We start from the raw sequence: 15,074 nt of genomic DNA on the forward strand, positions 1-15,074 counted from the left end.
TCGCGTCTCCCTTGCCGACGGGAGCAATCATGGCTTCAAAAAGGCGCCGGATTTCTCTCGGAAAAAATTGCTCGACCCTCGGAAAATATTGCTGGGCCCGGCATGCCGTCGCACTAGGCAATAATTGCCGAGCGGGATATTGATTAACGCAATGGAAATTTTACGTGTGTGGCGCGTTGAGCTTTCGCGCTCTTGCGCGCCGACCACGCTGACGAAACTGACGAAGCTGAATCAGGGACCCCGAGGGGAAAGCCGCCATGCGCTACGATGATTTCCGCCGCAGCGACGACATCGAGGATCGTCGCGACGATGGTGGCGGTGGCGGCGGAGGCGGCGGGTTCGGCCTGCCGATGGGCGGCGGCGGGCTTGGCATCGGCACCATCATCGTGCTCGGCCTGGTCGGCTATGCCTTCGGCATCGATCCGCGCATCCTGATCGGCGGCGCGGAGATCCTCACCGGCGGCGGCCAGGCGCCGTCCTACCAGACCGATCGCCAGTCCTCCAACGCCAAGCGCGGCGCGCCGACCGACGAGATGGGCAGCATGATCTCTGGCATCCTCGGCGAGATCGACGATCGCTGGAGCGAGATCTTCCAGGCCTCGGGCCAATCCTACACCGGTCCGAAGGTCGTGCTGTTCCGCAACGTCACCAATGGCGGCCGCTGCGGCCGCGCAGAGTCGGCGATGGGGCCGTTCTATTGTCCGCCCGACAGGACCATCTTCCTCGACACGGCGTTCTTCCGCGAGGTCGAGACGCGCTTTCGCGGCTGTTCCGGCAAGTCCGCCTGTAACTTCACCACCGCCTACATCATCGCGCACGAGGCCGGTCATCATATCCAGAATCTGCTCGGCATCATTCCGCGCGTGACGCGGCTGCAGCAGCAGGCCGGCAGCAAGGCCGAAGCCAACGCGCTCCAGGTCAAGGTCGAGTTGCAGGCCGACTGCCTGTCCGGCGTCTGGGTCAATCGAGAGGCGAAGAAGCGTCCGAACTTCCTCGAGCCCGGCGACATCGACGCCGCGCTGACCACGGCGAGCGCGATCGGCGACGACACGCTGCAGCGCCAGGCCACGGGCCGTGTGGTACCCGACTCCTTCACGCACGGCTCCGCGGCGCAACGCAAGCAATGGTTCATGACCGGCTACCAGCAGGGCACGGTCCAGGCCTGCAACACGTTCGGCGGCGGGCAGATGTAGTCTTTCTCTCCGGAATGCGCGTAGCGTGAACTATGATGCGCAATTGCGCATCGGGTCATCCAGGAGTAGTGGCGTCATCCTGAGGTGCTCGCCTCTTGGCGAGCCTCGAAGGATGGCGGAGCCCGCGGCCCATCCTTCGAGGCGCGTAAGGACGCGCACCTCAAGATGACGGCGGCGGGTGCGAAGCAGGAGTGAAGTCGTGGCCTCGACCGACGAAGCAAAACAGTTCATCCCGCTCAACATCGCGGTGCTCACCGTCTCCGACACGCGTGTGCTTGCGGATGACAAATCCGGTCAGACGCTCGTCGACCGTCTCGCCGAGGCGGGCCATCATCTCGCCGCGCGCGAGATCGTCGCCGACGACGTCGAGGCGATCCGCGCCGTGATCCGCCGCTGGATTGAAGATGCCGGTATTGACGTCGTCATCACCACCGGCGGCACCGGTTTTACCGGACGCGACGTCACGCCGGAGGCGATCGAGCCGCTGTTCGAGAAGCGCATGGACGGTTTCTCGATCGCCTTCCACATGCTGAGCCACGCCAAGATCGGCACGTCGACGATCCAGAGCCGCGCCACCGCGGGCGTCACCGGTGCGACCTACATCTTCTGCCTGCCCGGCTCGCCCGGCGCCTGCCGCGACGGCTGGGACGGCATCCTCAAAGCCCAGCTCGATTACCGCACGCGGCCGTGCAATTTCGTCGAGATCATGCCAAGGCTGGACGAGCATCTGCGCAGGCCAAAGGCGCAGGGCGCGACGGTGTAAAGCGCGGATAGCTCTACAACGTCTTTGCACACATCAGTCTCGTAGGGTGGGCAAAGCGAAGCGTACCCACGACTTCTGTCGCAATTCTGGATCGGTGGGCACGGCGCTAACGCGCCTTTGCCCACCCTACGATTCCAGACTCGCGAAGAGATATCCCTCACCCAAGTGAGCCCGTGTCTGCCAGCAGTGCTGCCCTCTCCCACAAGGGGCGAGGGCACATTCACGCGCATCTCGCTCGTTGCGTGATTGTTACAGATCGCGCTCCCACGTCTCACCCACCAGATCGGCACCGAAGCTGTGGTGCTTCTCTTCCTTTACGAGCTTGAAGCCCGCGCTCTGATAGATGCCGCGGGCGGCGACCAGGATGCTCTGGGTCCACAGCGTCATCCTGCTGTAGCCCCGCTCGCGTGCGCCCTGGATGCATTGCTCGACCAGCGCGCGGCCGACGCCGAGTCCCCGTGCTTGCTTCTCCACCTGCAACAGGCGGAGTTTCGCGATCTCGTCCGTGGCCTTGACCAGAAAGATCGAGCCGACCGGCTCGCCGCCGACTTCCGCGATCCAGCAGTGCTCGCGCGCGGCGTCGTAATTCCTGATGAACTGCGCGCAGATCTCGGCGACCAACGCCTCGTAGCTGATGTCCCAGTTGTAGTCGGCGGCATAGGCGCCAGCTTGCTTGGAGATGACCCAGCCCATGTCACCGACGCGATGGCTGCGCAGCATGAAAGAAGCGGGCTTGCTTCGAGGCGGCTCCAGCACGGCCTCGATGGTCGCCATGGCCTGCGTGAGCCGCGTTGCATCGCCGGCCGAAAGCCGAGCCAGCATTGCCGCGACCTCGCTTTGCGAGCCGAGGTTCAGCTTGGCGAAGGCCTGGCGGCCCTTGGCGGTGAGGCTGAGTTGGTATTGCCTGCGATCTGAGGGCAGGGGCGTTCGCGTGATCAGCCCTTTTTCGTCGAAGTTTTGGACGATGCGGCTGAGATAGCCGGCGTCGAGGCCAAGCTCGTTTCCGATCTCTTTTGCCGCTAGGTCGTCGCGATGCGCGAGTTCATAGAGCACGCGGGCCTCGCTGAGCGAGAACGGGCTCTGTCCAAGATGCTGGTCGAGCACACCGAGCTTGCGGGTATAGAAGCGGTTGAAGGCGCGAACGGCTGCGATCTGGTCGTCGGGACTGTCGATTGGCATGGCTCACCTCGATACTTGCCATTGTCAAATAATTATTTGACTTTGGCAAGTATTGGGGGTTCAGCCGACCATGACGATCCGGCTGCGCATCATGGTCCGCGACGAGCGGCCGAGCCGTCGCAGCAGCCGCGCCTCGGAACGGCGGGCCTCGGGCGGGTAGCCGCCGATCCGGTCGTAATGATCACGCGCGATCAAAAGTCCCTGATCGCCGAAGGGGCCGACGAGCTTGCGCGTCACAGCGCGGAGGAGATCGCGGAATCCGGTATCGGCGTAAGGTGAGCGGGCATAGCGGAAGACCGCCGCACGATCCCGGCCGCTGGTGGCGACGGTGTGGATGAACTGGGTGGTTTCGTCGATCCAGCCGGTTTCCAGCACGGCGCCGGCGGGGAGGAACATGAGCCAGGGCGAACGGGCCTGGAGCGCGCCGGCGGCGAGCGCCGCGCCCTGCGAGGATCCCTCGAAGCCAATGAAGCGGCAGCCGGCGACGTCGGCAACGCGCTCGATGACGCCGTTGCGGGTGCCGTCGACCAGGAGCACTTCCTTGATGACGCCCGCGGCGGCACCGGGTACCAGCGCGGCGAGAGTTGCGACCGCGGTCTGCTCGACGCCTTCGGTCGGAATGATGACGCTCAGCATGATTGAGGCTTCAGTGTCGGCGCTTCGGGAGAAGCGTAGCTTGTTATGATGTTGTCATAAACACGCGGCGCCGCCGAGTGCAACTTTTCGGCGGCGCCCCGGCATGCGATGGTGAACTGCTGGAGCCGTCGCATCCAAATATGTCCCGCATGGGGTGGCGATATTGCCGAATATTTCGGCGCAGGCGCGCCTTGCCGGTACTAATCCGGGGTCCGGCCGCGATATTGCGTGGAGCGCGGGCCGTCCGCAATCCTGCATCCGGAGGATGCGACAGCGGGCGGGCGCGGAAACAGGAAAAACGCGCAGTCCACGATGCTGACGAGGGTCTTGCATGAACGCCGATCAACTTGCCGTTAACGCGCCGGCAGCGTCTCCCAGGCCGGACGCTGCGCCGACCTTGCGGATTCGCGCCGTGATGCTGGGCGAACGCATCAATCCCTCCGGGCTCGAATTGGGTGCGCCGGTCTCATCGACGCCGGCGGCCTTCCGCGTCCACGCCGGCCTTGCCGTGATCTTCCGCTATGGCGTCGTGGTGCTGATCGGCCTGCTTCCTTCGGAGGAGAAGGTGCTGATCGACAGCCTGAAGTCCCGCGTCACCGGCGAGTTCAGCCCCTTCGAGGAGGAGATCGCGCAGGCGCAGCTCTGCAAGGATGAAAGCGCCGAAGCGATCCAGCCGGGCGGGCCGATCTGCCTCGCCAAATTCTCCGACGACCGGCTGCTGCTGATCGCGGACGCGCTCGCCAAGAGCACCTCACTCGCCCGCGACGAGCGCCGAGTCGCCGCGGTCTTCGACGTGATCGAGCCCTTTGCGCGCAAGCTCGCCGAGCAGGGCCGCACGCCGCCGAGGCGCAGGAGCATTCTGCAACTGATCGGCAATGCGCTTCTCGTGCAGCAACGCGTGGCTGGCCGTGTCGCGGTCGCCGAGAAGCCCGACGTGCTCTGGGAGAAGCCCGAGCTCGACCGGCTCTATGCGCGTCTCGAGGACGAGTACGAATTGAAGGAGCGCCTCGACACGCTCGAGCGCAAGCTCACCGCCGTGTCGGAGACCGCCAATGCGCTGACCGACATCATCGACACCCAGCGCTCGCTCCGCCTCGAAATCGCGGTGGTGGTGCTGATCGTGATCGAGGTCGCGATCGGCTGTTTTCAGATATGGTCGGGGACGCATTGAGCGGTGGCGGCGCACCGGTCGTGCCGGCCGGTCTGCGATTGCCATGCGGCGATCTCGGCAAGCTCGGCTTCAGGCCGCGTCCGTATCGTCTCGCCGCGCCCGAGATAAAGCTCTCCCGCGTCGCCCTCGATCGTGATCCATTCGCCTTCGGAGAGTACGGCATCGGCGAGCTCGGCTCGCCCCGCGACCGGATCGATCTTCAGCGCGTGGCAGCCGACCACGCAGGGCTTGCCCATTTGCCGCGCCACCAGGGCCGCGTGCGAAGTGCGCGCGCCGATCGACGTGACGATGCCGGCGGCTAGCGCGAAGCCGGCGATATCGGCCGTGCTGGTATCGGGGCGCAGCAGGATGACCGGCTCGCCCGCCGCCGAAAGCCGTTGGGCGCTTTCGGAAGAGAAGGCTGCACGTCCGATGCCGATGCCGCCGGAGGCGCCGATGCCGGTCGTTGCAGGCCTGCCGGGAGAGGCCAGCCTGGTTTCGGTGAGCGAGTCGAGATCGATCTCGGCAATCCGCGCCAGGGCCTCGTCCTTCGGGATCACGCCTTCATGGACGAGATCGATCGCGATCCGGGCCGCGGCGCGCGGCGTGCGCTTGGCGGTGCGGGTCTGGAGGACCCAGAGCTTGCCGTCCTCGACCGTGAATTCGACGTCCTGGACGTCGGTGAATTCGCGTTCGAGCCGTTTCAGGACCTCGCCGAGCTCCGCTTCGATCCTCGGCAGCTCGCGCGCGATCGCCTCGGCGGAGTCGGGCGTGCGGCGTCCCGAAACGACGTCTTCGCCCTGCGCATCGAGCACGAGATCGATCATCGGGCGGGGCGCACCCGTCGAAGGGTCGCGCGAGAAGGCCACGCCGGCACCGGAGGCAAGCCCGCCATTGCCGAAGACCATCGTCTGCACGGTCACGGCAGTGCCTTCGAGCGCTTCGAGATCCTGGAGCGCCCGATAGGTCTGTGCGCGCTCGCTCGTCCAGGAGCGGTAAACTGCCTCGGCTGCGGCTTCCAACTGCGCGAAGGCGTCCTCGAGCCGGCCGTCGGCGCGGTCCTCGATCAGCGCCTGCTCATCGCCGGCAAGCCGCTCCAGCGCTTCGCTGTCGAGCTCGCGGTCGTTGCCGGCGCATTCGGCGCCGACGAGCTCGGAGATGCGGGCGGCGAATGAGGCGGGCGCGAGCTCGAGCACGGTCTCGCCGAAGCTTTCGAGGAAACGGCGCCGGCAATCCCACGCGAGCCGCGACCGCCCGGTGGCCCGGATCAGGCCGTGCACGGCATCGGGAGTGCAGCCGACATTGAGAACGGTTTCCAGCATGCCGGGCATCGAGCGCGCCGCGCCGGACCGCACGGACACCAGGAGCGGCTGCCTGCGGTCGCCGAAGCGTTTTCCGCTTGCGCTCTCCAGGAAGGCAATTCCTTCCCTCAACCCGTCACGCAAATGCTGCGCGGCGTGGGCGTGGCCGGCGATGATGGCGGCGCAGAGCTTGACTGGCAGCACGAAGGCGGGCGGCACCGGCAGGCCGAGCGCCGCCATCCGGGCGAGGTTGGCCGCCTTGGCGCCGATCTCTTCGGCAGGCCGCAATTCGGTCGCCTCAGCGCCGATACGCACGATATGCATGGAGGCCTCCCTAGGCTGCGAGATCGATCATGATGTGACGGCGGAGCAGATGGCCGAAGGCGGCGAAGCGGTCGGTGGCGCGTTCGATGGCGCGGGCAAGCTCGATCACCGACAGCGCAGTCGCGACGTCGAGGCCGCTGCGAAAGACCAGCGCGGTCGTGGCACGCTCGCAGGTGTCGCCGGCGTGTTCGGCATCGATCAGGCGGGTCACGGCGGCCAGCGCGTCCTCGGAATCGGCGCGCCGTCCTTCCGGCACGTCCATCGCCGCGGCGACGCCGCTTGCGGCGGCTTCGGTCGCAGTCGCAGCCACCGCGCAAAGCTCGGTCAATGATGCCAGCAACGACGGATCGGTTCGCTCCGGCATCAGCGAGGCGATGAATGCGGCCTGCTCCAGTTCGTCGACGGCTTCCTCGGCGCGATCGATCAACTGCCCGATCAGCGGGCGGGCATTGAGGCGGTCGACCTCCTTGCGGCTCTCGAGCGCGATGCGGTCGGCCTTCTGCTCGATCGCGCCACAGCGTTGCGCCAGCCGCTTGCCGTCGCCGGGCTGGCCGGCGCGGAGCACGGCGATATGGCGCGCGATCGCGGCGACGAGATCATGGGCAAGGCCGATCTGACGCAGCACGGCCGCGAGCAGAGCCCCATCGACACGGTCGAGGTGCCGCATCAGATCGGCTTCGATCTGGTCGCGGACCGTCCGGACCGAGCGGCCTGCGAGCAGCGCTTCGGTGGAGGCGCGGAGCGCCGTCTTGAGGAAATCGGCGGCGGCGGCGCGGCCCAGCGCCTGGTCGAGGCGCTCGCCGAAGCCGATCCGCGAGGGCGCGGCGTTGCGGACGGCGGATCCCAGCAGATCGTTGCCGCCGAGCTCGAGGAAGCCGCGATGGCCGATCCGCTGACGCGCCGCCCATTCCAGGATGCGGGCCGCATCGTCCTTGGCGACCCAGGTCCGGAGCAGCTTGCGGGCCTTGTTCCAGTCGATCAGAAAAACCAGCGCGGCGCCGAGGGCCGCGAGGAAGTCGTTGCGATCGGCGGCGTGCCCGGCCTGGTACTGCCCGGTGACGAGATAGAAGGAGTTGTCTTCGCCGAGGCCAGCGGCGGTGTGACGATCGAGCCCGCTCCATGTCGCGTTGAACTCGTCAAACAGCGAGATGAAGAATTTCGCGCGCGCCAGATGCACGTCGGTGTAGGTGACGGTGACGGCATTCTTCTTCACCGCGATCACGACGACGTGGGCGTCCGTTGTGCCGATGTCGTTCTGGATCAGCAGCCGGCCGCCGGCGCGTGTCGCCAGGGTGTCGAGACCGGGATGATTGAACTTGAGGCCGCGTGTCGTATTCAGCCCCTTCATGAAGGCCGTGACTGCGCCGCGGTCTTCGTGGTGCAGGCCGAAGGCATGGGCGCCGTCGAGCGCTTCCTCCGAACAGCTTGCCGCGAGCCTGTTGAGTTGCTTGTGCAGGTCCATGACCAGCCGATGCAGGCTGTCACCGGCCGCCTCGGCCACTCCGGTGAGGCGCACGATGCGCGAGATCTCGATCTCGCTGGTCTCGTCGAGCAGGCCAGCCGCGCGGATCGCGCCGAGCCGCCCGTTCGCCTTTTCGCCGTCACTCGGCGCGCCGGAGCCGACGGCGCGGATCATGGTCGCCGCGTCGTCCGCGATCTCCTGCATCAGCTTCGCAAGATTGGGGGCCGCCAGCCGCCCCTGTCCGGTCAGACGGGCGCCGCCGATCAGCGTTGCGATTCCGGCAGGCGCGATGCCGGCAGTCTGACTTTCGACGGCAAGGTCGCTGGTGGATCGATTGGGATCCTGCGCGTGCTGGGCTGCTGCCTGGAGCGCGCTCATCCGCACCTTGATGCGGTCATTGGCGGCGAGCCCTTCCGCCACCAGCGTCGGCAACAGGATGTCGCCTTGTCCGAGCTCTTCGATGATCTGGGTTTTCATGGTCTGTCCGCACAAGGATTGACGACGTCTCTATGCCGCGAAGTCGCAGCGGCGTCCTTGCGCCAGATCATTCATAAAAATGTCACGCGATATGCGGCGCGCGAAGCAGCGCGGCGCAATGGCGAGCGATCGTGATCTCTTCATTGGTGGGGATGACGAAGGTCTCGACGGCGCCGCCGCCGATCCGCTCGCGTCCCTCATCATTCGCCGCCGCATCGATGCGCAGGCCGAGCCACGCGAGCCGCTCACCGATCGCGCCACGGATCTTCTTCGCATGCTCGCCGATGCCGCCGGTGAAGACCAGACAGTCCAGCCCGCCAAGCGAGTTCGCCATCATCGCGACCTGCTGTGCCGCGCGGAAGGTGAAGAGATCGACTGCGTCGCGCGCCGCAGTCTCGTGGCTCGCGAGCAGTGTGCGCATGTCGGCGGAGAGGCCGGAAACACCGAGCAGGCCCGACTGGTGGTAGAGCAGGTGCTGGACGTCCTCGACCGGCATCTTCTCGTGCTGCTGCAGATAGAGCAGCACGCCGGGATCGATCATGCCGCAGCGCGTGCCCATCACGAGGCCGTCGAGCGGCGTCAGGCCCATCGTGGTGTCGATGCTGCGGCCATCACGCAATGCGCACAGGCTCGCGCCGTTGCCGAGATGGGCGATCACGGTGCGCTTGGCCGCAAGCTCGGGTGCGATCCCGGCGAGGCGGCCCGCGACATATTCGAACGAGAGCCCGTGGAAGCCGTAGCGGCGGATGCCGCGCGCCTCGAAGCGCCTCGGAATGGCGAAGCGGTTCGCCGGCGGCGCCATGCTGTGATGGAAGGCGGTGTCGAAGCAGGCGATCTGCATCAGGTCGGGCTTGATCGTCCTGATGGTGCGGACAGGCACCAGGCAACGCGGCTGGTGCAGCGGTGCCAGCGGTGCGAGTGCTTCCAGCTTTGCAGTGACGTCATCCGTCAATTCGACCGGACCTGAATAGTCCGGACCGCCGTGGACGATGCGGTGGCCGATCACGCGCTGGCGATGGTCGCCAAAACGGTTCTCGATGAAGCCGAGCACCTCAGTGAAGAGATGAACGCTGTCCGCATCCGCCGCCTCCCTCTGCGTCTCGAACAAATGCTCGCCCGCGGGACTCTTCACGACGAGCCGCGGCTTGGCCTCGTGCTCGTCGAGCAGGCCCGTGCAGAGCAGGGCAGGCTCGGCCGCGGAAATATCGAACAGGCCGAACTTGATGCTCGACGATCCCGAATTGAGAACGAGGACCGACGCCGCCATGACGTCAATCCGTCTTGCCCGGCCAGACCCAGTCACGGATCTCCGGCATGTCCTCGCCGTGCTCGCGCACGTAACGCGAATGTTCGATGAGCTTGTCGCGGAACTGCTGCTTCACTTGCGCCGCCTTGATCGCGAGCCCCGGCACGCGCTCGATCGCCTCGATGGCGAGGTGATAGCGATCGAGCCCGTTGAGCACGACCATGTCGAACGGCGTCGTCGTGGTGCCTTCCTCGGCGAAGCCGCGCACATGCAGGCCGGCATGGTTGGTGCGGTTATAGGTGAGACGGTGGATCAGATAGGGATAGCCGTGATAGGCGAAGATGACGGGCTTGCCCGATGTGAACAGGCTGTCGAAGTCGCGATCCGAAAGCCCGTGAGGGTGCTGCTCATTCGGTTGCAGCGTCATCAGGTCGACGACGTTGACGACGCGGATCTTCAGATCCGGCAGCGCCTTGCGCAAGAGATCGACGGCGGCGAGCGTCTCCAGTGTCGGCACGTCGCCGGCGCAGGCCATCACCACATCGGGCTCGCCATCGGTGTCCTCGTTGCCGGCCCAGGTCCAGATCCCGATGCCGGCATCGCAATGCGTGGCCGCGTCCTGCATCGACAGCCATTGCGGCGCCGGCTGCTTGCCGGCGACGATGACGTTGATCCTGTTGTAGGTGCGCAGGCAATGATCGGCGATCCACAGCAGCGTGTTGGCATCCGGCGGGAAGTAGATGCGGACGATGTCGGCCTTCTTGTTGGCGACGAGATCGACGAAGCCGGGATCCTGATGGCTGAAGCCGTTATGGTCCTGGCGCCAGACATGCGAGGTCAGGAGATAATTGAGCGAGGCGATCGGCCGCCGCCACGGCAGATGCCGCGTCACCTTCAGCCATTTGGCATGCTGGTTGAACATGGAATCCACGATGTGGATGAAGGCCTCGTAGCAGGAGAAGAATCCGTGGCGTCCCGTGAGCAGATAGCCTTCGAGCCAGCCCTGGCAGAGATGCTCACTCAGCACCTCCATGACGCGGCCATCCTGCGCGAGATGCACGTCGTAAGGCTCCGTCGGCTCCATCCAGACCCGTTCGGTCGCCTCGAACACGGCGTCCAGCCGGTTTGACGCGGTCTCGTCCGGGCCCATGATGCGGAAATTGCGCTCTTGCGCGTTGAGGCGGATGACGTCGCGCAGGAATTTGCCGAGCTCGCGGGTCGCCTCGCCGGTGACGCTGCCGGGCTCTCGCACGTCCACGGCGAAGCTGCGGAAGTCCGGCAGCTTCAGCTCCTTCTTCAACAGACCGCCATTGGCATGCGGATTGGCGCCCATGCGCCTGACGCCATCGGGCGCCAGCGCCTGAAGCTCGGGGATGAGTGCGCCGCTCCTGTCGAACAGCTTTTCCGGCTCGTAGCTGCGCATCCAGTCTTCGAGAATCTTTAAGTGAGCCGGATTCTCGCGGCAGCCCGCGACGGGCACCTGATGCGCGCGCCAAAAACCTTCGACTTTCTTGCCGTCCACGTCCTTCGGGCCGGTCCAACCCTTCGGGCTGCGCAGCACGATCATCGGCCAGCGCGGCCGCTCGACCATCTTTTGTCCGCCGCGGGCGTGCTGCTGGATCGAGCGGATGCTGGCGAACGCGACGTCGAACGCGTCCGCCATGGTCTGGTGCATCAATTTGGGATCGTCGCCGGCGACGAACAGCGGCTCGTGGCCGAAGCCGCGGAAGAGATCGCGGATCTCGCTGTCAGGCATCCGCCCGAGCACGGTCGGGTTGGCGATCTTGTAGCCATTGAGATGCAGGATCGGCAGCACCGCGCCGTCATGCGCGGGATTGAGGAACTTGTTCGAGTGCCAGGACGCGGCAAGCGGGCCGGTTTCCGCCTCGCCGTCGCCGACGACGCAGGCGACGATCAGGTCGGGGTTGTCGAATGCCGCGCCATAGGCGTGCACCAGCGCGTAGCCGAGCTCGCCGCCTTCGTGGATCGAGCCAGGCGTTTCCGGCGCCGCATGGCTCGGAATGCCGCCGGGAAAGGAGAACTGCCTGAACAGCTTGCGCAATCCGTCCGCATTGCGCGCGATATCGGGATAGATCTCGCTGTAGCTGCCTTCAAGATAGGTGTTGGCCACCATGCCCGGCCCGCCATGGCCGGGTCCGCAAACATAAAGCACGCTGACATCAAGCGCGCGGATGACGCGGTTGAGATGGGCATAGATGAAGTTCAGCCCAGGCGTCGTGCCCCAATGTCCGAGCAGGCGCGGCTTGATGTGCTCGGGCCGCAAGGGCTCGCGCAGCAGCGGATTGTCGAGCAGGTAGATCTGCCCGACGGAGAGGTAGTTCGCGGCGCGCCAGTAGCGGTCGAGGAGGTCGAGGTCGCTGTTCCCCAGAGCCGATTGTTGTTGATTTGTCATGTTGTGCCGACCCTTCACGCAACGATCGTCACCAACCCTGCTCTGGCGGGATCGATCCTTCGGCGCCACCAAACGAAATCGCGAAGTCGGTGATGTTGCGTGAGGTCAAGAACGCCCGCGCAAAGTTTGGGCAGCTCTACTGTGCATGGGGTTGTTTTCACGTTTTTTGTTTGCGTTCTTGATTTGTTCCTATCTCATGCTATCTTGGCTTCATGAGTCCAGCAGCATCCTCTCATGCTCTCAAGCACCCGCCGGTCAAGGCGCCCTCCGAGCCGGCGGGTGCGGACTCTGATTTTCCAGAACTTGGCGTCGCCATCGACCGCGCGCGCAGGCGAGGGCGCGGCGCGCAGTCCAATGCCAGCGGCCGCTATGAGGCGGAGGCACGAATCGCCTTCGACGACGGCTGGCAGAGCCTGGAAGAGCTGCCGCCGTTCAAGACCAGTGTGGCGGTCGACACCTCCCGCAAGGTGATCACCCGGAACGATTCCCCCGATATCGGCTTCGATCGCTCGATCAATCCCTATCGCGGCTGCGAGCACGGCTGCGTCTACTGCTTCGCGCGGCCGACGCACGCCTATCTCGGGCTGTCGCCGGGGCTCGACTTCGAGTCGAAGCTGTTCGTGAAGCCCGAGGCGCCGTCGCTGCTCGAGAAGGAGCTCGCCGCGACCGGCTACGAGCCGCGGATGATCGCGATCGGCACCAACACCGATCCCTATCAGCCGATCGAGCGCGAGCGGAAGATCATGCGCGGCATTCTCGAAGTGCTGGAGCGCGCTGGCCATCCCGTCGGCATCGTTACCAAGTCGGCGCTGGTGGTGCGCGACATCGACATTCTTTCGCGGATGGCCAAGCGCAACCTCGCCAAGGTCGCGATCTCGGTCACCTCGCTCGATCCGAAGCTGGCACGCACCATGGAGCCTAGGGCCTCGACGCCGCCGAAGCGGCTGGAGGCGCTGAAGCAGCTTTCGGAGGTCGGCATTCCCACAACCGTGATGGTCGCGCCCGTCATTCCCGCGCTGAACGATTCCGAGATCGAGCGCATCCTCGATGCCGCCGCCCATGCCGGCGTCAAGGAAGCCTCCTACGTGCTGCTGCGGCTGCCGCTGGAGGTCCGCGATCTCTTCCGCGAATGGCTGATGGCCAACTATCCGGACCGCTATCGCCACGTCTTCACGCTGATCCGCGACATGCGCGGCGGCCGCGACTACGATGCCAAATGGGGCGAGCGGATGAAGGGCACCGGCCCGATGGCCTGGACCATCGGCCGCCGCTTCGAGATCGCCTGCGACAGGCTCGGGCTGAACAAGCGGCGCTCCAAGCTGACCACGGATCATTTTGCCAGGCCGAAGCGGAACGGCGAGCAGCTCGACCTGTTCTGATCGTGAATGGAAGAGGCGCAACATGAGTCAGGAACTCACCGTGCCGGTGCCGCGGCTCACCGTCATCACGCTGGGCGTCAGCGACATCCGCGCCAGCATCGCCTTCTACGACGCGCTCGGCTTTTCGCGCCGGCTGAAGGTCACAGGCGAGGCCGTCGCGTTCTACGATACCGGCGGTCCGGTGCTCGCGCTGTATCCCTGGGACCAGCTCGCGGCTGACGCTGCCTTGCCTGACCAGCCGAGGCCGACGACCTTCCGCGGCGTCACGCTCGCCTGGAACTGTCGCGCGCGTGAGGAGGTCGACGCGGTGCTCGCTTTCGCTGTCGACAAGGGTGCAGCGCTGCTGAAAGCGCCGCACAAGACCCATTACGGCGGCTATTCCGGTTATTTCACTGATCCCGACGGCCATCCCTGGGAAGTCGTGGTTGCACCCGGCATCGAGGTCGGCGAGGACCGGCGGGTGCATCTGGCGGAGTAGGGCGGCGGGCCTGAATAACGGGAATTGTGCGAGGTTCCCGGTTGCGCAGGCGAGGCCTCTTGCGCACGATCCCGGCCATGATTCGGGACAAGTCCGCCAAGAAACCGGCCAAAGACGCGTCGAAAAGCGACGCTGCGGAGAAGCGGGCGCCTGCGAGCGTGGCTAAAGCGTCTGTGGCCAAGGTTGCGAAGGCTCCGGCCGGCAAGAAGGGCGTCATCGCCATCGCTCCACCGAGCTTCCGCCGCGAGCGCGCGCTGATCAAGCGCGGCATCTGGCCGATCGCGGGCTGCGACGAGGCCGGCCGTGGGCCGCTGGCGGGGCCCGTGGTGGCGGCTGCGGTGATCCTCGACCCCGACCGCATTCCGCGCGGCATCGACGATTCCAAGCGCCTGACGGCCGAGGAGCGCGAAAGACTGTTCGACAAGATCTGCGCTACCGCGCAGGTCTCGGTCGCCGTCGCCTCGCGCTCTCGCATCGACCGCGACAATATCCTGCGTGCCTCGCTCTGGGCGCTGAAGCGCGCCGTGGTGGCACTGCCCGAGCAGCCCAGGCATGTCTTCGTCGACGGCCGCGACCGGCTCGACACGGCTTGCGACTGCGAGGCCGTGATCGGCGGCGACGGCATCGTGCTGTCGATCGCCGCGGCCTCGATCGTCGCCAAAGTGACGCGCGACCGCCTGATGTGCGCGCTGGCGCAGGACTGCCCCGGCTACGGCTTCGAGCAGCACAAGGGCTATGCCGTCCCCGAGCATCTCGATGCGCTGAACCGCCTCGGCCCCACAATCCACCACCGCAGCTTCTTCGCCCCCGTCGCCGCCGCCCGCGCCAAGCACATGCCCTGGACCGTCGAGCCGGTGCAGGACCTGTTTGCGGTCACCGAGGTCGAGGTGCAGGTGGAAGCCAGCGTGGAAGCCGGCGCCGCCACCGGTCTCTAGGACTCCGTTCTCGCTGTGGCCTCTTCTCCCGTTCCCCGCAAGCGGCGAGAGGGAGAAGAGAAGTGGACGGGGAGAGAGGGCAGACCGAAGTTGCCACAACGCGCAGCGCGCTTTATCAAAACAAGTGTGAGCGAATAG

The 15,074-nt window shown here is 65.9% G+C and carries 12 protein-coding genes; 6 read left to right on the top strand and 6 right to left on the bottom strand.

From position 1 onward, the window contains the following. Positions 1-257: 257 nt before the first annotated feature. The gene (gene ypfJ / locus I3J27_RS08790; RefSeq protein WP_270167819.1) at positions 258-1,193 is read left to right on the top strand and encodes a KPN_02809 family neutral zinc metallopeptidase; all 936 of its coding nucleotides are present in this window, start codon (positions 258-260) and stop codon (positions 1,191-1,193) included. Between the two features lie 199 nt (positions 1,194-1,392). Further along, on the top strand, positions 1,393-1,956 hold the full coding sequence (gene moaB / locus I3J27_RS08795; RefSeq protein ID WP_270167821.1) for a molybdenum cofactor biosynthesis protein B: 564 nt from the start codon (positions 1,393-1,395) through the stop codon (positions 1,954-1,956). A 249-nt stretch (positions 1,957-2,205) separates the two neighbouring features. On the opposite strand, the gene I3J27_RS08800 is transcribed toward moaB, so the two are convergent. Further along, positions 2,206-3,135: a bifunctional helix-turn-helix transcriptional regulator/GNAT family N-acetyltransferase gene (locus I3J27_RS08800; protein ID WP_270167824.1), complete on the bottom strand. Its 930-nt coding sequence runs from the start codon at positions 3,133-3,135 to the stop codon at positions 2,206-2,208. A gap of 60 nt (positions 3,136-3,195) precedes the next feature. Next, positions 3,196-3,771 carry a glycosyltransferase family protein gene (locus I3J27_RS08805; RefSeq protein ID WP_270167826.1) on the bottom strand — a complete coding sequence of 192 codons (576 nt, stop codon included), beginning with the start codon at positions 3,769-3,771 and terminating at the stop codon, positions 3,196-3,198. Between the two features lie 331 nt (positions 3,772-4,102). Between I3J27_RS08805 and I3J27_RS08810 the strand changes: the two genes are divergently transcribed. Then, complete coding sequence (locus tag I3J27_RS08810; RefSeq protein ID WP_270167828.1) at positions 4,103-4,942, top strand: RMD1 family protein; 840 nt, start codon at positions 4,103-4,105, stop codon at positions 4,940-4,942. Here the strand turns inward: I3J27_RS08810 and I3J27_RS08815 are convergent. The 4 genes from I3J27_RS08815 to I3J27_RS08830 all read right to left on the bottom strand — a co-directional run bounded on the left by I3J27_RS08815 (position 4,918) and on the right by I3J27_RS08830 (position 12,144). Further along, entirely contained in the window at positions 4,918-6,546 is a 1,629-nt protein-coding gene (locus tag I3J27_RS08815) for a PEP/pyruvate-binding domain-containing protein (protein WP_270167830.1), read from the bottom strand. The genes I3J27_RS08810 and I3J27_RS08815 overlap by 25 nt on opposite strands. Positions 6,547-6,556: 10 nt before the next feature. Next, the gene (locus I3J27_RS08820) at positions 6,557-8,485 is read right to left on the bottom strand and encodes a hypothetical protein (protein ID WP_270167832.1); all 1,929 of its coding nucleotides are present in this window, start codon (positions 8,483-8,485) and stop codon (positions 6,557-6,559) included. A gap of 82 nt (positions 8,486-8,567) precedes the next feature. Continuing rightward, on the bottom strand, positions 8,568-9,752 hold the full coding sequence (locus tag I3J27_RS08825) for an acetate/propionate family kinase (protein WP_270167834.1): 1,185 nt from the start codon (positions 9,750-9,752) through the stop codon (positions 8,568-8,570). 4 nt (positions 9,753-9,756) lie between these two features. Beyond that, positions 9,757-12,144: a phosphoketolase family protein gene (locus I3J27_RS08830; protein WP_270167836.1), complete on the bottom strand. Its 2,388-nt coding sequence runs from the start codon at positions 12,142-12,144 to the stop codon at positions 9,757-9,759. 212 nt (positions 12,145-12,356) lie between these two features. Here I3J27_RS08830 and I3J27_RS08835 point away from each other — a divergent pair, with 212 nt between their 5' ends. The 3 genes from I3J27_RS08835 to rnhB are packed head-to-tail and all read left to right on the top strand — an operon-like array spanning position 12,357 to position 14,936. Next, a complete protein-coding gene (locus tag I3J27_RS08835; protein WP_270167838.1) occupies positions 12,357-13,523 on the top strand; it encodes a PA0069 family radical SAM protein in 1,167 nt (388 codons plus the stop codon). 22 nt (positions 13,524-13,545) lie between these two features. Next, positions 13,546-14,001: a VOC family protein gene (locus I3J27_RS08840; protein WP_270167840.1), complete on the top strand. Its 456-nt coding sequence runs from the start codon at positions 13,546-13,548 to the stop codon at positions 13,999-14,001. 41 nt (positions 14,002-14,042) lie between these two features. After that, positions 14,043-14,936 carry a ribonuclease HII gene (rnhB, locus tag I3J27_RS08845; RefSeq protein WP_370691946.1) on the top strand — a complete coding sequence of 298 codons (894 nt, stop codon included), beginning with the start codon at positions 14,043-14,045 and terminating at the stop codon, positions 14,934-14,936. Positions 14,937-15,074: the final 138 nt, after the last annotated feature.

Origin of the sequence: Bradyrhizobium xenonodulans, from assembly GCF_027594865.1 — a bacterium.
Taxonomy (GTDB): Bacteria; Pseudomonadota; Alphaproteobacteria; order Rhizobiales; family Xanthobacteraceae; genus Bradyrhizobium; species Bradyrhizobium xenonodulans.